The following is a 17,762-nucleotide window of genomic DNA, read 5'->3' on the forward strand; positions in this document are numbered from 1 at the left end:
TGCATCGCGACCTTCCCCCTCCGTTGACCGCACCACGGCCGCAAGCTAGAACCCGAGAAACCACGATTCGATGTTTCCCGGTGAAACCACGAATCGATACAATACACTGTTCGCCCCTAGAATGTGCCCGTGATCGACCCTGAACTCGTAAAGCAAGAGAGCATCAAGCTGATCCGCTCATGGGGTCTTCCGGTCATCGATCATCTTCCTACGTTAGAGACCGAGGACGAGCTTTCTCCCCAGAGCGCTGAGGATGTGTCTCGGCGCTGCGTGATCATCCGCCATGTCGTGGGGATCGGCTTCGGCGGCAACACCAAGATGCTTCGTGATGCTGTCGAGCGGTTCGGCTTGATGACCTCCGCTTCCGAACACGAACGGGACATGCTGACACGGTACGATCACACTGAGGAGGAGAAGATTGATGCCCAGTGGCTCGTTGAGTGCATGCAGAGTTTAGCTTGGTGCCTCGGACTTGCTCCCCTCGAGCACTTCAAGGACTGCGACGATGACCTTGGGTCGAAGTTTCCTGATCCGCTCAGCGAGCCATTCGACTTCATCGCGTCAGCTTCGCTCCGGCCGTTTGTCGAGATTTACCAGCAGGCGGACATTCACTACAGGCTGCACTGGGCTGCTCGGAACGCCCGACTTTCCGCATCGGAGTTTCCAGTTCGAGAGCGCTTCCTGCGCGAGCGGCGACGAGCCCTCGATTGGGTCATAGGAGTGGAGGCCGATTGGGATAACGTGCCATCGGACACCTAGCGATAATCCAAGCTTCGCTTCAAGAATGAAGTGCATCGCTTAGGTTCCTCGTTGAACACTTCGGAAGGAGTGCGGAATCCGTGACGTTTCCGCGACCGTGTCGCACACTTGCCGCTAGCTTCGGGAGCTGGTTGATTACTCCTAGCGCTCTCGGTGCGGTTACCGGGGGCGCCTCAGTTTTGACGTTCTGCCATGATAGGGGAACGCCGACGCGTCAGCCCCAAACCGGAGATCCCACATTGACTTCTCCACAGTGCCGGATTGCCGATATCAGCCCCAAGCGGGGTCTGATCATTTGTATCGGGGTCATCCTCGCGATGGCCGGCGGGGTGTGGTGCCACATGTGGCTCGATCAACCTCGCCTGGATTGCGAATACTCCAATCTGAAGTATGAGCGCGACTCTTATGAATCCGACTTCACGCTGTGGATTCGTGCAGACATGACGAAGGAAGAATTTGAAAAGCATGCGACCGCGAACGGTCTCATCAGAATCAACGGAACGTCGCTTCCGCGTGAACTCCGGATCGGATGGATGTCCCTCGCCAGAGACTGGTGGACGCCACCTGAGGAATTCGAAGTGGCGTATTGTTCAATGGAGAACAATCAGTCAGACTCTTACTTGGCGGCTTTCGCGTCTGGACGGGCGTACATTCAGATCAACCACAATTGAATACCACGGCTCTCGCAAGTTCGACGCCTGCCGCTGACTGCGATTGATGATCTCCACGTCCAATCAACCCAACCGGGTAGAACATGTCGACGAAGACAATGACAGAGGAGAACAGCCCTGTTGCCTCCTGACCGTCGGCGCCCCAGCTCTCCGCCCTTGTCCCGGCAATGCCTTCTCTTCATGGTTCCTTCCAAGCCAAGACGAGATGAAACGCGCCGCCATTGCCCTGCTCATTCTCGCTCTCGGCTTTGCCGGCGGGTGGATGGCCCGGAGCCTGGCGGCGCCCGACTATCCGTCGCATTGGGACTCGGTGAAGTTGGGCATGACCGCTTCCGAAGCGAAGGGAATGGTGCCGGATCTCGATCCTTGGCTCCGGGAGGTGAAGGGGTTTGACCAGGCCGGCATCGACCTTGGTGACCGATACTGGAGCCTGCTGGTCCGCTACGATGAGAAGGGTCGGGTGTCCGAGATCACCAAGAACTACGTGGACCGGCGCATTGGCATTTTCAATCGCTCGCTGGTGGAGTCGAAGCCGTAGGTGTCGAAACGACGACCTGCGCTTCGGGAGTGACGGGCACATCAACGTCGTGAAGCGTGGCGATTACCCGGCCTGAATCGGCTTCGATGAATCTTGGCCCATCCCCGGATTCCGTTCAGCCTCCCGCGATGACGAGCGCTGCGATCCGGCTGAAGCCGATCTGGAGGTCCGTGGGGTTCTGGATCGGGCTCTGCGTGACCGCCTTCCTTGTCTGGGCGTGGGTCGACTCGAGGGGGCACATGACGGTCTTCGGTGGTCGGGAATCGCCACGATCGCTTCTGCTGAACGTTTATGGCTCCCGGGTCCGGCTGGAGATCAGTGTGCCGGATGCCTCCCGCTACACCTCCCCGGCCCAACCCTTCGAGTGGGTATGGGAACGCACCGAGCATTTCTTCGTGGGCGAACATGGTGTGATCGAAAGCCCATGGTTTCCTGCGATGAAGACGGACCACCTCGCCCGATACGACAGCTCCACACCCCCCGGTGCTCCCCTTGGAACTCACACGCAGGAGCTGATTTTCGAGGGCTACGAGATTCACATTCCCTTCGTCGTGGTGATCCCTGTTTGGGTCGCGCTATGGCTGATCTTCCTAGGTCTCTACCGGCGCTGGCAGCGAAAGAGGGCGACGAACTCCGCAGCGGCCGAGGGACCTTGATTTCGCGTTGCCGGTCATTCGGCTCTCCAGCTGTTGAACTTTCCTCCGCATGATCTTCGCCAAGATCCACTATGAGCAACCCTATGAGGCGGTTCACGACGGGATGCTATCCTTTCTGGAGTCGCGCTTCGATCGAGTGAAGGGCGGGCTGCAGTGCGACTCATGGATATGGATCCAGCTTGGGGGTCAGAAGGTCGCGGTGGATACTTTCACAGCGATGACGCACGAGGTGAAGTCGGCGTCCGCCGGTTCGCATGTGGACGAGGTCCTGAGCGCCTTGCGCGAGCGGTATTCGGTCGAGGTCTACGCGGAACCCGAGATGGAAGCGCACGAGGATTGAATCGTCCTGCTGCAGCCATCCGGGAGATCGGCGCGCAGAAATCTGAACCACGAATGGACGCGAATTGACACGAATGGCTTGGGTGCCGACCCGGCAAGTTTCTAGCGCCGGTCGCGGCCACAGTAAGTTGCATCCAGTTCCTCGAATCTACATCCCGAAATTCGCGTCCATTGGCGTCCATTCGCGGTTCTCAGAACTCCAAAGGAGGCTCGCTGAAAGCTTGCTCTCGCTCTGTCCGGAACGACAGTCCGCAACGATGAAGCGGGCTGCTCTGATGTTGATGCTGCTGCTCCTTTTGCTGGCGGGAGTTCCTTGCATGGGCGCCGAACCCGCGGAAGTAGCGGCGACCGATCTGCGGGTGATGAGCTACAACGTGATGTGGGAAGAGAACGGAGTCCGCGCGGGAAACAAGACGCTGCCGGTATGGCAGGAGCGTCGGAAACTGGTTCGGGACATCCTCCGGCGGCATCAGCCGGACGTCGTCGGTTTGCAGGAGACCAGCCCTGAACAACAGGTCGGATTGGCCGAAGACAACCCGGGCTATGGCATCCTTTACGACCGCAAGCTGAACAACACCAACCCGATCCTTTATCGTGCAGATCGGTTCAACGTTTCTTCGTCCGGCGCCTTTGTGCTCAACGACCGTCCGGAGAAACCCGACACCAACATCGGCGTCCGGAAGGCGTCGTTCGCACGGCTGGTCGACCGGAGGACCGGCCAGCCGTTCACGGTCTTCAACATCCACCTCGACGGTCGCGGCGACGGCAGCACCCGCAGGATCAGCGCGGTACGGCTGGCGGAACGGATGGCCGCCGAAAGGAACCCGGTGATCCTGACCGGCGACTTCAATTGCAGGCGAACGAGTCCGACCCTGCAGTTCTTCCTCGGAGAGAAAGCGCTGCCCAACGATACAGGCGAAAGCTCCAAGAGTCCTCGACCGCTCAGGGACTCACTGCTGACAACCGACCCCGACCACAAGCTCATCGACTTCGTGATGGTTGACCCGGATTTCAAGGTCCGATCCGCCGTGCAGCTGCGCGACGTGGACCGGAAGGCGTCGGATCACTTCCCGGTGCTCGCGGTGGTTTCACTCGGGAAGGCCGAGGAGGAGGACACCAGGTCCGAACCGTAGGCTTGTCGCACCCGGAACCAGCGGGAGAGACTGGCAGGCAACCGCGACGCGTCGAACTGACCGCCGCCTACCTCGTCCAACCATGGAACCCATTTCAAAACTCGAACCTCGCATCAGCATCATCGGACTCTTCGTTCGCGACATCCACAGGTCCTACCGCTTCTACGCCGAGGGTCTCGGGTTTCCCACCACACGCAAGCCGGAGGACAACTGGGTTGGCTTCAAGCTGAACGGACTCTGCTTCTGCATTTACCCCTACGAGAACATGGCGGCCGAGAACCTGAAGCGGGCGATCGATGTCGACCGGGCCTTCGATCGATCCCTCTTGCCGAGTGTCGGCCTCGCCTACAACACCCGCGAAAAACATCAGGTCGCCGAGGTGCTGGCCCTGGCCGAGAAGGCCGGAGGCACGATCGAGAAGGAACCGGAAGAGACGTTCTGGGGTGGTTACAGCGGCTACTTCGCCGACCCCGACGGACACCTTTGGGAAGTCGCGTGGGCCGAGAGTTGGGAATTCAATCCCGACGGCAGCCTGGTGGTGTGAGTAGACCGCTCGGGGTTTCGAAAAACTACAGGTTGTTTGTCGGATTGCGGGATCCGGCGGGTGTATCACTGTAGAATCGAGACTCCTTGGCGATGAGCGATCCCCAACATCCCACCGACACCGAACTCCTGGCCGCCTACGGCCAGAGGGGTGAGGAGGCGGCGTTCGAGCAACTCGCGCGCCGGCATGTGGACATGATTTTCGGGGTGAGCCTGCGACGGGCCAACAACCGCCAGCTGGCGGAGGAGGCCACCCAGAACGTCCTGCTCAGCCTTTCCAAGAAGGCGAGGAAACTGTCGATGCAGGAAAGGAACCTGACCGGCTGGCTCCACCGCAGCACACGGTTCGAGGTCTCGAAGCTGCAGCGCCGTGAGGCGCGAATCCGCAAAAGGGAGGAAGCCTACGCCAGTGCCAACATGAATACGACGACTCATGACGAGGATGCTTTCGACAGGCTGCTCCCCGTCCTCGATCAAGCCATCGACCACCTCCGCGCGGCCGACCGCGAGGTGATCGTTCGTCGTTATCTCGAAGGCCAGAGTTTCAACCACATCGGCACCGCCCTCGGCATCAGCGAGGACGCCGCGCAGAAGCGGACAAGCCGCGCCTTCGACCGGCTCAACCAGTTCTTCAGACGCAAGGCGGGCGTGACCGTGACCGGCACGGCGTTGGTCATGGGCATCAGCCGCCATTGTGCCGAGGCCGCTCCCGCCGCCTGCCTGAACCTCGCGGGCAAGGCGGCCTCCACCGGGCTGGCCTCCGCCATCACCACCGCAACCCTCACCACCATGAGCATCAGCAAAGTCACCGCCGTCGCGGCGGGTGTCGTCATCCTCGGAGGCGCCGTCGCTTTCATCGCCACCCGCGACGAGCCCCCGACGGAAACGGCTTCCTCGCCGGCGACGGAAACCGGCACATCCCTCCCCTCTCCTGCCGGAGACACGGCGGCCGCCATGCCCGTCGTGGCCGAACCGCCGGTTGCCTCAGGCACCGGAACGACCGCCGGAGGCTCGCCGGACTATTCACCCAACGAAGAACTCGCGCGGCTTGAGGCGATGAGCCCGCATCCGGGCAAGGACGAGTTCACGCGGCGGCTGTCGGTGAAGCACGAGGAACTCCTGAAGGACCTGACCGGCGATCTCGAACTGACTGCCCCACAGGTCGCCTCGGTGAAGCAGGTGCTGGACACCCGACTCAAGGAATTCCGCGCCACGCTCGATACCGGCCCCCAGCCCGGAGATTCGGAGCAGGACTCGTTTCGGAAGGAAGGAGACATGGTCACCAAGGCAGGCGGGATCATTCAGGGCGAGGGATTGCGTGAGGACCTGTCGGACATCCTTTCGGAAGAACAGCTCGCCGCCTTTGACGAGCGGCAGGCGAAGGCCTGGCAAACACAGGTCGAGTCCCATGCCTACACCGAGTTCTCGAAGCTGGCACCGGTGCTCGCCCTGAGCGAGGAACAGAAGGACCGGGCCTTCGAACTACTACAGGCATCGTCGGAACAAATCCTCATGGCGGACGGTGCCGAGCGCGCCTACATCGCCATGGAGAAAGGACAGGCCGCCACCCAGATGGACCTGACGGACCCGACGGAGATGGAATTCCTCATCGAGGTCTTCGAAGGTCCCAACCCGCTCAATCCGGGCTCGCCCGAGTTCAACAAACGGATCATCGAAGTCGTCGGCGGGCGGATCAACGAGCGCGTGGAACTGCTGGCGCCGGTCCTCGACGAGCGGCAGACGCAGCGCTACCACGACTACCTCGTACAACAAAGCGTATTGGCCGACTTCGGCGTAAGTATAAATCTCACTCCTGAAGAACCATGACTTCCCGCAAGATCATCACAAGCGCCCTCGCCCTGCTCCTCCTGCTCCCCGTGGCTTCGTGCCAGCAGAAACAACCCGCAGGCAATGGCGCGGCAGCCAAACCCCTTCCGGGCGATGTCGATCTCGGCCACGGCTACGTGAAGCGGGACGGCGCCATCCATTTCATCGGCGGTGGCACGACCGGCACCGGCGCCAACGCGACCCGCATCGACATGCCGTCTCCGGAGCTTCTCAAGAAAGTCGTCGACTCCCAGTACGGTCCGTTCACGACCGCCGAGGGTCTGGATGTCGAGAGTTTCGAAGCGCTGTCGGAAGAATACACCCGCGACGAGAAGCGCGTTTACTTCAAGGTTGTCAGCACGGGCGAGTTCCTCGTCATCTTACTTGAGGATGCGGACCCCGGCAGTTTCGATGTGCTTGGGAGAAACCTCGCCCGCGACAAGGATCACGTTTGGTATCTCGAAACGATCCAGCAGGGAGCCGACCCCGCCAGCGTCGAGTTGATCGACGGTGATCAGGTCTTCAAAGACAAGGACTCCGTCCACTACGCCTACGACATCATCGCCGGTGCGGATCCCGCTACCTTCCGTCACCTCAGCTCAGGCTACTACGCTGACAAAAACCGGGCCTACTGGGGTCCCACGCCGATCGCGGACGCCGACCCGGTCACTTTCAAGGTGCTCGGGGGCTCGTTCATCGCGACCGACAAGACCAACGCCTACCGAAGTGGCGAGCTGATGAAGGGCTTCGATGTGGCATCGCTCGAACTCATCCTCCATAATCCCTACGGCTACCAGATCCTTTCGGACAAGAACGGTATCCACATGAACATGATGAAGTTCCCCCGCTCCAAGCCGGGCACGGTCAAGGTGATCGACGACGGTATGGTGAAGTCAGACGACCTCGTCTTCCTGGCGGACACCTATCACTCCGTCCCGGTGACGGTTTTCAAGGAGGACGGCAAGCTGATGGCGGAAACGTATAGCTATGATCCCGCGAGTCGCGAGCTGCAGTGCCTCATCACTGCGGAAGTCACTCCGAAGGGACTGGAGAATGTCCGGACCGGACCGCTGCCGGGAAAAACCGAGGTGCCGGCCGTTCCCGATTGGCGGATCCCGGTATTCGAGCGGCCGGACCTCGTCGAGCGAATGATCGAGGCGGGCAAACACCTGAAGTGAACTTCACGACCGATCGAACTCGCACTCCGGCATGAATCCCAAGACCCTCTCCATCGCCGCCGTTTGCCTTGTGGTCATCGCGGGCGGACTCTTGCTCTTGAGACGCAGCCATGACGGTACTCCGCCGGCACCGGAAGTGAGCGGCGAAGCTGGAAGTGCGGATGGGCATGGACCCGCCCTCACAGGCCGACTTGAAACCAGGACGGATCGGGACACCGCGGAGGAGCCAACGGCGATGGAACAACTGGCGATCGTCGAGCGAGATCGCATGGTCGACCTCTGGCTGGAAAGGGCTTCCGAAGGCTTCGGGCAGACGACGAAACATCTCGTGACGGACCTCGAACTCCCCGACGGAAAAGCGAAGGGTGTCGAAGAGGTCTTCGAGCGTCGGGAGAAGGAGCTGGCTGAGCTGCTGAAGAGAATGAGTTCGGACGAGGGAGCCGATGGCAATGAGCTGGTGAAGGAGATCTGTGCGCTCATCCGCAACAAGGGATTGCGTGAGGATTTGGTCGGCGTTCTCTCGAGTGGGGAATTGGCGGCCTTCGATGCGAGAGAGGCGAAGCGCGAGCGCGAGACCGTCGAGGCGCGGGCTTACCGGGACATGGCCGGAGTCAATGCGGTGGTGCAATTGGATGACTCCCAGAAGCAGGAGGTGCTCGGCATTCTGATGGAACAGGCGGCGGAACGGGTCGAGCAGGAAGCGGACGCCCGGGCATTCATGTCGCTCACCTACGGCCAACTCGCGACCAACATGGACTCATCCAACATCCGTGGCCTCGCGAACATGTTCAATGCGGAGCTGGCCGAGACATCGGGCATTGGGGACTACGGCAGTGCCGAGCATCTGCAGTGGATCGAGAAGCGGAAGGCCGAACGCATCGAGAGCGAGCTCTCGGCCTTGGGAGCGGTCCTCGATGAGGAACAACTCGCCCGCTACCGCAAACACCTCGAGGCTGAGCCGCCTCGCTAGGTCGGCGGACGCGCCTGATTTGACAACCGGCGGGATCTCCGACAGATGGTTGGGCATGATTTCCATGAAAGCATCCCCGTTCCGTCGACCGATGAAACTCGTCCTCGCCGCAGCCCTGCTTTTCTCGCTGCCGGCCCGGGCGCAGGACAACACGCCGGTGGACGTGACGAAGTTCGACCGGCCGCTCGTGGTCGCATGCGTCGGTGACAGCATCACCGAAGGCGTCGGCGCGAAGCGCGGCCAGTCGTGGCCCTCGCAGATGCAGGAGATGCTGGGCGACAAGTGGAAGGTGAAGAATTTCGGACTGAGCGCCACGACGCTGATGAACAGCGGCAACAAGCCTTACCAGAACTGCGGGAAGTACAAGGGAGCCATCGAGTCGAAGCCGGACGTGGTGGTCATCATGCTCGGCACCAACGACACCAAGCCGAACAACTGGAAGCACTTCGAGGCCGACTTCGAGAAGGACTACCGCGACCTCGTCGGCGACTTCGCCAAGCTCGAAAGCAAGCCGCGTATCTTCATCTGCTACCCGCCCTACATCGCGAAGGACGGCAACTTCGGCATCAACGAGCCGAACACCGAAGCCCAGATCCCGGTGGTCGCGAAGATCGCCAAGGATCTCGACCTCGGCGTGGTCGATGTTCACGCCGCCTTGGATGGAAAGGACGACCTGATCCCCGACAAGGTGCACCCGAATACCGAGGGAGCGGAACTCATCGCCAAGGCGGTTTTCAAGAGCCTGACCGGTAAGGAAGCACCAGTCCCGGCCGATAAGTAAGAAGGTAGGGACAAGCGCCCTCGCTTGTCCGCGGCTGAAATGTTGAACCGCAAAGTCGCCAAGACGCAAAGGCTTGGTCAGCGCAGGATCCGGAATTCCGCTTCTCTTTGCCTTTGAAAGGACCGCGCGGCTCCGACCGCGCCCCGGAACCCAAGTGCGCTATTCCTACTCTGCGGGGCTCCGGGGCGTGGATGATCCGAACGGCCGTAGGCTCGATTCACGGACGACCGAGGGCGGTCGTCCCTACCTTTCCCCCTGGCTACTCCGTGAGAAACCTTGCCTCCGGGCAGCTCGCGCGGAGGTGTGGCGGAAGGTCGGCGGCGGTGAGCCGCACGGTCAGGACATGCGTGCCGGCTTTGAGCTGCAACTTGCGGCCGGGCTCGCTGGCGACGGGTAGCGGATCGCCGTCGACCCAGGCTTCGCGGACACCTTCGAGTTTGAGATTCACCGGCTCGTCGTCGGTCGTGACGAAGCGCGTCTGGGCGAAGATCGCGGGACGTTCAAGAAGCGCCGCCTTGAGGAACTCGACCGGCAGGCGGCCGTCGACCAGCGAGGCCAGCGGCTCGCCACCGGGAGCGGCCCCGGCCGAAGCGGCGAGCTTCGGGTCTTCTGCAGAGTGGATCGTCCAAAGCCTCGCGACGTCGCCCTTGCTCGCGTCGAAAGGCCCCGGCTTGCCGAGCTGCTGAAGGAACGCGAACAACGCCCGGACTTCGAGCCGCTCGAGATTGTCGATGAGCCCACCGGGCATTAGGCTGCCACCGCCTTCCATGATCTTCTGTGAGCGGATCGCCGATTTCTCAAGCGCCTGCTCGCCGCTGATGGTCTGGATGAATTGCTCGGTGGCCGTGGTGCGCGACGGAATCCCGACGACCGGATCACCGTCGGCCATCTGATAGATCACCGCGTGGTATCCCTCCTTCACCTTTCGCTCCGGGTGAAGCGTGCTCTCGATGATGTAGTCGATCGGGGCACTGGCGCCGATGCTGGTCAGGTCGGGTCCGAGCTTGCCGCCGACGCCGCCGATCGCGTGGCACAGCGTGCAGGTCAGTTCCGGGCGACGGTAAACGAGCTCCCCTTTCGCCGGATCGCCGCCGGTGCTGAGAATGCCGAGCACCTGCTCGACCGTCCGGCCCGAAGCCGGCTTGGCTTGCTCCATCTGCGCCAATGGCTCGAGCGCTTTCACCAGTGCGGCGCCGCCACGGCCGCGCTCGCGGGCGGCGGTCAGCGCGGCGCGATAGATGGCGGGATCCCAGGTATCGGGAACCCTCTTGGCGAACTGGTTGAGGAACGGCCCCTGCGCGAAGAGCGGACGCCAGAAGGCGGGATCGATGCCGGCTTCCTTCGCGATCGGATCAAGCGCATCAAGCGCGACCGCCGGACGGAAGGATGCCAAGGTGACCAAACCCTGGCGCCTCAGATCCATCTCCGATGACTGTAGTAGTTCGGTAAGGGTCGCGACCGCGCTCTCGCTGCGCAGCGCGGCAAGCGCATCGAAGGCGGCGTTGCGGAGCTCACCGGGCTGCGAGACGCTCGCCTTCAGCAGTGCGGCGAAGTCGAGTTTCCACGCACCGATCAGCGCGAGGCTTTCGGGGGTAGCCGGCGTGAAGAAATCGGGCCGCAGGGTTTCGAGACCCGAAGGACGCACGTTGCGCTTCGCGGCGGCGAGAAGACCGCGCATGGCACGGGCGCGGACGGCGGGTTCGGTGAGGGCTGGCAGGCGGTCGAACAATCGCTGCACATCTTCGGCGGTGCCGCGTTCACCGATCCATTCGATCCATGGCCCACTGCCGTCCAAGGTCGGCGACGCCTGATCCATGAGCGCGTGGAACGCTTCGTCGGCCTGTGCCGGTGGCAGCGCACGCAACGCGAGGTCGGCCTGCGCGACGCTTGAGGAGTTGGCATCGGTCGACAGCGACCAACTGCCGGCCTTCACCGCCGCGATCCACTCCGGTGCGACATCGCGGATGCTCAGCCACGCGGCGAACTCGTAGTAAGGATCGTCCGCCGGACAAGCCACTGCAGCCTCCAGAATGAGCGTCGCCGCCGTCGCGCTTGGCGTCCGTGCGAGAGCGCGCATGCCCTCGATCCGCCGACGGGGTGACTCGGACTTGGCATCGCTTTCCGGATCTTTCGAGCGCGCGACGGCGATGGGACTCGGCGTTCGCTTCACCGCGGGCGCGTCGCTACGGGTGATGCGCCAGATGCGGCCGTTGGCGTGGTCACGCCGCGGGTCGCGGAAGTCGACCTCGCCATGATTGATGATCGGATTCGTCCAGTCGGCGATATAGAGAGCGCCATCAGGACCGTGCTTCAGATCGATCGGACGGAAGGCGAGGTCGTTGGTGACCACGAGCGGCTCGAGCTCGCGGGTGACATAGCCGGACTTCCGCGGTGTGGCCTTGTCGAAGTCCTCGATGGCGAAGCGCACCAGCTTGTGCGCACGGAAATCACAGGTCACCGCAGTGCCCTGCCAGTCATCGGGAAAGACCGGCGAGTCGATGAGTTCGAGGCCGGCATACTTTGGATACCGCCCGGGCGAAACGGTCGGCATCTGGCGCTGGCTACCCTCGCTCGGACTGAAAACCGCGCCGGGAAATGCCCAAGCGAGACCGGAGAAACCGGCGCCGTCACTGAGGAAGCTCTGACCCTCGTCGTTCCAAACGTGCCCCCACGGATTCCACAATCCCTTGCTGAAGACCTCGACCCGATTGCGGTCCGGATCGTAGGCGAAGACGCCGCCGCTGTTCAGACGGATGAGTCCCCATGGTGTCTCGAGATGCGAGTGCGTGTAGATGCTCTGGTTGAAATACAACCGACCATCCGGTCCCCAGCGGAGCGTGTGGATGTTGTGGTGCGTGTCCTCGGTGCCGAAGCCGCTGAAAATGACCTGCCGTGTGTCGGCCTTCCCGTCGCCATCGGTATCGCGAAGCAGCAAGAGCTCGGTCGAGGCACCGACATAGCACGCCGTCGCCGCTTCGCCTGGGGCGGTGCGCACGGGGGTCATGCCCGTCGGGATGAGCAGGTCGTCGGCGAAGATCACCGAGTCATCGGCGTGGCCGTCGCCGTCCTTATCCGCGAGCACGTAGATCTTGTCTTCGGGCGATGCGCCCGGCCGGATCTGCGGGTAGATCGGCGTGCTTGCGGCCCAAAGGCGACCGGCACCGTCCCACTCGATCGCGAGCGGCTTGCGTACCAGCGGAGCCCCGGCCCAGAGGTCGATCCGGTAGCCCTCCGGCAGCGTGAAGTCGGGCGCGGCCAAATCGGGCTCGGGCTCGGGCTCGTCACCTGACACGGCCGGAGCCGGAGCCGGAGCCGGTGCCGGTGCCGGCTTGCCATGCTTGATCGCGAGAATGCGGGCGTCGGCCCCGGCGATGAGTTGGTCCCACTCGGCCATTTCGACCGCGTTCTGTCCCTGCTCGCGTTTGCGGAAACCGAAGAGATAGGTCGAGTTGGCGGGACGGAAGCGGTGGAAGAAGGCGTCCGACTTTTTCAGGATGGCATCGCGCAACGCGGGCGGAGGAAGCTTCGTTCCCACCTTCCATCCGAGGGCGTCGCAGACCTGTGCGGCGAAGGCGTGATAGCCCGACTCACTGAGGTGGATGCCGTCGGTGGTGCGCGGTTCCTTGTAGGGCAAGCTGCTGACATCCACCCAGCCGGTCTGGTGCGCGGTCGCGATCCCTTCGAGCGCCTTCCGGTATCGATCCAGCAAGGCGTTGTGCCCGGTGGGGTCCGGGTGGTTCGGACGGGTGATCCCCCGGAGGTCCTCGTGAGGGATCGGCGCGACGATGACCACCCGCGCCTTGTTGTCGGAGACCTCACCGATGAGTTTCAGCAGCGCCTCCATCTCCTGTGTGAAGCGCTCGACGGTCATCGTCCCGTAGCGCTCCGGATCGGGGTTGAGCGTCCAGTCGCGGGATTGGTCCGTGAGTTCCTGCAAACTCGCGGCCATGCCGTAGCCGAGCATCACCACCGTCGGCTCGGCCAACGTCAGGTGCTCGCGCAAACGATCCATGCCCGCCTTCGCCGGGTCGAAACTGGCGCGCGACAATCCGGCCGGCGTGTCGCCACTCCACGAGATGTTGCGCAGCGTCAGGTCGGTGTCCGGAAACCGCCGGTGGAGTTCCCACTCGAGCCCGCCGGTGTGCCGTTCGGCCTCGAAAAGCGCGTCGCCGAGCAGCACGACCCGGTCACCCGGTTGCAGGGGCGTCGCGGCAAGGACCTGGGTGAGCGCGAGAAGAGGCAGGGATATCCAGCGGACCATCCACCTGCCCTAGCGGATCCCGGAGTCCCGGCAAGGCGGATCTTTCCCGGGTTACCGCCCCTTGGACGTGAGTGCATTTCATGAAAGTCGCCCATCGCGGCGCCAGTAGCTGCCGACTGGAAACAGGGGCATTCATGACGAATCCCCGCCCACCAACGCCATGATCAGCCGCCGCAGATCCTTACAGATGCTGGCCTCCGGGTTCGGAGCCGCCTTGGGCTCCTCGCTCTTTCCCGACATCAGCCGGGCCGCATCGACCTTCACCCGGACCGCCGGTGGCCCGAAAAGGGTGATCTTTTTCATGCAGAACCAGGGCTTCGACCCGGGCACCTGCATTCCCACGGGCGTGGCAAACGGGGGCTCGCTGGCCAGCGCGATCCTTCCCGAGCCGATCAAGGCGCTCGAGCCCTTCAAGGAGAAGCTGCACATCATCAACGGCCTCCACGGCCGCCACACCAGCCCGTCGCACTCCGCGTTCTTCGGCGCGCTCGGCGGCTATCGCGGCAGCGACGGCGTCCCGCCCAGCGCGTCGACCATCGACTACGAGCTGAGCAAGGTGATGCCGGAAACTCTCCTGCCGCATCTCTGCATCGGCATGGACTCGATCGAGAACATGCGCGGCAAGCCGACCGTCGCAAATCTTTCGGCGCGCGGCGCGGGCAAGCCGATCTTCATGCACTCCAATCCGAACCATCTCTACCAGATGCTGTTCGGAGGAATCTCCACCGGCGACATCCGCGACCAGCACGAGGCGCGCTCGGGCATGCTCGACCGCATCGAGCAACTGTCGGCCGCCAAGGGTATGTCGCTGCCCACCACGGAAGCGCAGCGCTACGGCGAGTTCGTCGAAGGCTTCGAAGACATCAACGGCCTGCGCGAGCGGCTCGGCACGGTCTCCGACCACCTCAAGAAGTTCGCTCCGGAGGTGGACGAAGGCTACACCCAGCCGGAGTTCGAAACCGACTGGCACGACCGGCTGCTCGACCTCGGCATCGCGGCGCTCAAGTCGGGCACCACCAGCGTGCTGACGATCGGCTCGGGCCGCGGCGAGATCTTCGGCGCTTGGAAGGGTCTCGGTGTGGACAAGCAGGGTCACAACCTCGGCCACATGCCGCAGAAGGACAACCCGATCTGGGTCAAGATCCGCCAGTACAACTGCCAGATGCTGGTCAAGCTGATGGAAGAGCTGGAGAGCGTGCCGGAAGGCAGCGGCACGATGATGGACAACACGCTCATCGTTTACACCAGCAACAACGCCGACAAGCAGCACACCAACGGTGCCAACTGGCCGGTCATGCTGCTCGGCAACTGCAATGGCGCGTTCAGGACCGGCTGCTTCACGCAGCTCGACGGCAAGCGGCCGATCAACGCGCTCTACGCCTCGATCCTGCAGGCCTCGGGCGTGAACGTCGACCGCTTCAACATGAGCGAGAAGATGGCCGCCAAGTACGACTCCGGCAGCGGCCCGCTTCGCGAAGTCCTCGCATGAGAACCCCGCTGACCCTTGCGGCGGCGGTCATCCTTGGCCCGGCCGCCCATGCCGCCGAGACCTTCACGCCGGGCGAACCGGTGCGCGGGACCTTCGACGATTACGCGTTCGAGTTTCTCGACTACAACTGCATCGACTGCCACGACGATGCGACGAAGAAGGGCGGGCTTTCGCTCGAAGGGCTGGGACCTGTCGATGAAACGAATGCCGCGCTGTGGAAGTCGGTCTGGGCTCAGGTGACGCTCGGCGAAATGCCGCCGAAGAAGAAGGACCAGCCGGAGATCGTCGACCGCCTCCGGTTCTCCGAGTGGATCGTCGGCGAAATGCGGAGCACCATGAAGGACAAGGGCGGCTTCCACGCCGACCGCGATCCGAACAAGGGCAACTTCGTCGATCACAACCTGCTCTTCGGCGAGCTTCCCGAGGGCATCCGACTCGTTCCGACCTCGTCTCCGGCACGCATCTGGCGGGTGACGCCGCAGGAGCACATCACGCGGCTCAACGAACTGATCAACACCGAGCCGGACTTCGATCCGAAGAAGCCCGGGCTGCGCACACGCGGCGACGCCGTTCCGACCAACCACGGCGGCGAGCTGAAGCTCTACTTCGGCACCGACCGCATCATCAAATGGCAGGGTGGCACGGTGGCCTACGCGACCGCCGTGAAGAGCATCCCCGCGGTGCTTTCGTCAGGACGCGGGCACGGATTCGAGAACTACGCCGACGTCCACAGCGTCAACAGCTCCGAGGCCACCCAGATCCTCAGCATGGCCGAGGACATCCTGCGCTACATGGCCTACGGCCCTCTCAGTATCGCGAAGCCCGAGCAGATCACCGACGACCCGGGCAGCTACAAGATGGAGGGCGACATCCGCGGCCTGCCGAGTGCGATCGTTTACAACACGAAAGTCGTGCGCCCGATGACGCCGGTCCACGACCTGATGAAGGCACCGGACGTCGACGAAGCGCTTCTTCGTGCATCCGTCGAATACCTTTTCGAGGCGCTCACCTTCCGTCCGCCGACCACGACCGAGACCGGCGACTACATGCAGATCGTCAAGGACTCGGTGGGCAAGGTCGGCAAGGAGGACGGAGTGTTCATGGGACTTTCCGCAATCTTCCTGCACCGCGACGCCCTGTTCCGGCCGGAGCTGGTCGAAGGCGGAAAACCCGATGCCCACGGGCGGGTGATGATGCAGGACTGGGAGCTCGGCTTGGCCGTCAATCACGCGCTGAGCTACATCCGGCCTGACGAAGAGCTGCGCAAGGCGATCACCGACGGTCGCATGCGGACTCGGGACGACGTGCGGCGCGAGATCACCCGGATGCTTGAGGACGAGAGCATCCGCAAGCCTCGGGTGCTGCAGTTCTTCCGCGACTACTTCGAGTACGACCTCGGCGGTTACATCTGCAAGGACGAGAAGGCCCAGGCAAGCACGGGCGCTCCGAATGGCAACGGCCACTACCGCGCGATGTTCGATGCAACAGCGAGTACGGACCGCCTGATCGAACTGATCCTCGCGGACGACCGCGATGTTCTCAAGCAGCTCCTCACCACCCAGCAGGTGGTGGCGACACCAACCGACAAGACGTACTTCGGCAAGCTCCGCAACAAGGACGAGATCGCCGACGCCCGGAAGGCGCAGACGAAAGCCGCCGAGGAAAACGTCAGGCACACCGGCGACCGGGTCGCGATGCTGGAAGACCGTGTCGCGGCGATCGAAAAGCGCATCAAGGCGGACCCCAAGGACCGGGAACTGCGCAAGGATCTGGCGAAGCAGAAAAAGGAGCTGGCGGCGGCCAAGCGGAACTTCGATGCCGCCAAAAAGGCAAAGGGTCGCGGTGGCAATCCGGCGGTTGCCCGGGCGGAACTCAAGGGACCTGACATTCATGCGCGGGTCAGCCGTCGCTCGTTCGGCACTGGCAGCATGAAACCCGAGCGCACCCTCGCGACGGCGCCGCCCGGCGAGCGACTCGGCATCCTCACCCACCCGTCGTGGCTGGTCTCGCAGTCGGACGCGATGGACAACCACGCCATTCACCGTGGCAAGTGGATCCGCGAGCGGCTGCTCGGTGGCGGCATCCCCGATGTGCCGATCACCGTCGATGCCCAGCTGCCCGACGAACCGAACACCACCCTGCGCGAGCGCATGCGCGTCACCCGCGAAGAGTACTGCTGGACCTGTCACAAGAAGATGGATCCGCTCGGCCTGCCCTTCGAGATGTACAACCACGCCGGCCTGCTGCGGTCGATGGAGCTCAACAAGCCCGTCGACACCACCGGCGAGATCATCGATTCCGGCGACCCCGCGCTCGACGGTCCGGTGACCGATGCGCTCGACATGATCCGCAAGCTCTCCGAGAGCGAGCGTGTCGAGCAGGTCTTCGTCCGCCACGCCTTCCGCTTCTGGATGGGTCGCAACGAAACCCTCAACGACGGCCCAGTCCTGCAGGCCGCCCACAAGGCATACCGCGACAGCGGCGGCAGCATGAACGCGCTCATCACCTCGCTGGTGACCTCGGACGCCTTCCTTTACCGCAGGAAGGAGGAGTAAGGCATCCATCGGTCCGGCCGATGTTGCCCTCACTCCTATCGATTGGCGGAAGATCCGGCCTC

At 63.0% G+C, this 17,762-nt stretch carries 15 protein-coding genes; 13 read left to right on the forward strand and 2 right to left on the reverse strand.

The window, feature by feature from the left end; all coding sequences use genetic code 11:
- Positions 1-129: 129 nt before the first annotated feature.
- From HAHE_RS08565 to HAHE_RS08615, 11 genes are all read left to right on the forward strand, one after another.
- On the forward strand, positions 130-759 hold the full coding sequence (locus HAHE_RS08565; protein WP_338690202.1) for a DUF4272 domain-containing protein: 630 nt from the start codon (positions 130-132) through the stop codon (positions 757-759).
- Positions 760-998: 239 nt separating this feature from the next.
- Complete coding sequence (locus HAHE_RS08570) at positions 999-1,430, forward strand: hypothetical protein (RefSeq protein ID WP_338690203.1); 432 nt, start codon at positions 999-1,001, stop codon at positions 1,428-1,430.
- Positions 1,431-1,635: 205 nt separating this feature from the next.
- The gene (locus HAHE_RS08575) at positions 1,636-1,968 is read left to right on the forward strand and encodes a hypothetical protein (RefSeq protein WP_338690205.1); all 333 of its coding nucleotides are present in this window, start codon (positions 1,636-1,638) and stop codon (positions 1,966-1,968) included.
- 128 nt (positions 1,969-2,096) lie between these two features.
- The gene (locus HAHE_RS08580; RefSeq protein ID WP_338690207.1) at positions 2,097-2,624 is read left to right on the forward strand and encodes a hypothetical protein; all 528 of its coding nucleotides are present in this window, start codon (positions 2,097-2,099) and stop codon (positions 2,622-2,624) included.
- 49 nt (positions 2,625-2,673) lie between these two features.
- Positions 2,674-2,964: a hypothetical protein gene (locus HAHE_RS08585; protein WP_338690209.1), complete on the forward strand. Its 291-nt coding sequence runs from the start codon at positions 2,674-2,676 to the stop codon at positions 2,962-2,964.
- A 256-nt stretch (positions 2,965-3,220) separates the two neighbouring features.
- A complete protein-coding gene (locus HAHE_RS08590; RefSeq protein WP_338690211.1) occupies positions 3,221-4,096 on the forward strand; it encodes an endonuclease/exonuclease/phosphatase family protein in 876 nt (291 codons plus the stop codon).
- A gap of 82 nt (positions 4,097-4,178) precedes the next feature.
- Entirely contained in the window at positions 4,179-4,640 is a 462-nt protein-coding gene (locus HAHE_RS08595) for a VOC family protein (RefSeq protein ID WP_338690213.1), read from the forward strand.
- Between the two features lie 92 nt (positions 4,641-4,732).
- Positions 4,733-6,466 (forward strand): sigma-70 family RNA polymerase sigma factor, encoded by a 1,734-nt coding sequence (locus HAHE_RS08600; RefSeq protein ID WP_338690215.1) that lies wholly within the window; start codon positions 4,733-4,735, stop codon positions 6,464-6,466.
- Positions 6,463-7,644 (forward strand): DKNYY domain-containing protein, encoded by a 1,182-nt coding sequence (locus HAHE_RS08605; RefSeq protein ID WP_338690217.1) that lies wholly within the window; start codon positions 6,463-6,465, stop codon positions 7,642-7,644. Before HAHE_RS08600 ends, HAHE_RS08605 begins: the two co-directional genes overlap by 4 nt.
- Positions 7,645-7,675: 31 nt before the next feature.
- Positions 7,676-8,614 carry a hypothetical protein gene (locus HAHE_RS08610; RefSeq protein ID WP_338690219.1) on the forward strand — a complete coding sequence of 313 codons (939 nt, stop codon included), beginning with the start codon at positions 7,676-7,678 and terminating at the stop codon, positions 8,612-8,614.
- Positions 8,615-8,705: 91 nt separating this feature from the next.
- Positions 8,706-9,395: a GDSL-type esterase/lipase family protein gene (locus HAHE_RS08615; RefSeq protein WP_338690221.1), complete on the forward strand. Its 690-nt coding sequence runs from the start codon at positions 8,706-8,708 to the stop codon at positions 9,393-9,395.
- 259 nt (positions 9,396-9,654) lie between these two features.
- Here the strand turns inward: HAHE_RS08615 and HAHE_RS08620 are convergent, their stop codons facing one another.
- Both HAHE_RS08620 and HAHE_RS08625 read right to left on the reverse strand, forming a co-directional pair.
- Positions 9,655-13,656 carry a PVC-type heme-binding CxxCH protein gene (locus tag HAHE_RS08620; protein WP_338690223.1) on the reverse strand — a complete coding sequence of 1,334 codons (4,002 nt, stop codon included), beginning with the start codon at positions 13,654-13,656 and terminating at the stop codon, positions 9,655-9,657.
- A gap of 132 nt (positions 13,657-13,788) precedes the next feature.
- Positions 13,789-13,959, reverse strand: a complete 171-nt coding sequence (locus HAHE_RS08625) for a hypothetical protein (RefSeq protein ID WP_338690225.1) — start codon at positions 13,957-13,959, stop codon at positions 13,789-13,791.
- Between HAHE_RS08625 and HAHE_RS08630 the strand changes: the two genes are divergently transcribed.
- On the forward strand, positions 13,958-15,145 hold the full coding sequence (locus HAHE_RS08630) for a DUF1552 domain-containing protein (RefSeq protein ID WP_338690226.1): 1,188 nt from the start codon (positions 13,958-13,960) through the stop codon (positions 15,143-15,145). The genes HAHE_RS08625 and HAHE_RS08630 overlap by 2 nt on opposite strands.
- A complete protein-coding gene (locus tag HAHE_RS08635; RefSeq protein ID WP_338690227.1) occupies positions 15,142-17,700 on the forward strand; it encodes a DUF1588 domain-containing protein in 2,559 nt (852 codons plus the stop codon). The genes HAHE_RS08630 and HAHE_RS08635 overlap by 4 nt, the downstream gene beginning before the upstream one ends.
- Positions 17,701-17,762 lie beyond the last annotated feature (62 nt).

It is taken from the genome of Haloferula helveola (assembly GCF_037076345.1).
Lineage (GTDB): Bacteria > Verrucomicrobiota > Verrucomicrobiia > Verrucomicrobiales > Akkermansiaceae > Haloferula > Haloferula helveola.

What these genes read in the sequence shown, in the direction of transcription:
- HAHE_RS08620 (WP_338690223.1), bottom strand. Translation starts at nt 13,656, where the DNA reads ATGGTCCGCTGGATATCCCTGCCTCTTCTCGCGCTCACCCAGGTCCTT.
- HAHE_RS08630 (WP_338690226.1), top strand. Translation starts at nt 13,958, where the DNA reads ATGCAGAACCAGGGCTTCGACCCGGGCACCTGCATTCCCACGGGCGTG.
- HAHE_RS08610 (WP_338690219.1), top strand. Translation starts at nt 7,676, where the DNA reads ATGAATCCCAAGACCCTCTCCATCGCCGCCGTTTGCCTTGTGGTCATC.
- HAHE_RS08585 (WP_338690209.1), top strand. Translation starts at nt 2,674, where the DNA reads ATGATCTTCGCCAAGATCCACTATGAGCAACCCTATGAGGCGGTTCAC.
- HAHE_RS08600 (WP_338690215.1), top strand. Translation starts at nt 4,733, where the DNA reads ATGAGCGATCCCCAACATCCCACCGACACCGAACTCCTGGCCGCCTAC.
- HAHE_RS08575 (WP_338690205.1), top strand. Translation starts at nt 1,636, where the DNA reads ATGAAACGCGCCGCCATTGCCCTGCTCATTCTCGCTCTCGGCTTTGCC.
- HAHE_RS08615 (WP_338690221.1), top strand. Translation starts at nt 8,706, where the DNA reads ATGAAACTCGTCCTCGCCGCAGCCCTGCTTTTCTCGCTGCCGGCCCGG.
- HAHE_RS08580 (WP_338690207.1), top strand. Translation starts at nt 2,097, where the DNA reads ATGACGAGCGCTGCGATCCGGCTGAAGCCGATCTGGAGGTCCGTGGGG.
- HAHE_RS08605 (WP_338690217.1), top strand. Translation starts at nt 6,463, where the DNA reads ATGACTTCCCGCAAGATCATCACAAGCGCCCTCGCCCTGCTCCTCCTG.
- HAHE_RS08625 (WP_338690225.1), bottom strand. Translation starts at nt 13,959, where the DNA reads ATGAAAAAGATCACCCTTTTCGGGCCACCGGCGGTCCGGGTGAAGGTC.
- HAHE_RS08590 (WP_338690211.1), top strand. Translation starts at nt 3,221, where the DNA reads ATGAAGCGGGCTGCTCTGATGTTGATGCTGCTGCTCCTTTTGCTGGCG.
- HAHE_RS08635 (WP_338690227.1), top strand. Translation starts at nt 15,142, where the DNA reads ATGAGAACCCCGCTGACCCTTGCGGCGGCGGTCATCCTTGGCCCGGCC.
- HAHE_RS08595 (WP_338690213.1), top strand. Translation starts at nt 4,179, where the DNA reads ATGGAACCCATTTCAAAACTCGAACCTCGCATCAGCATCATCGGACTC.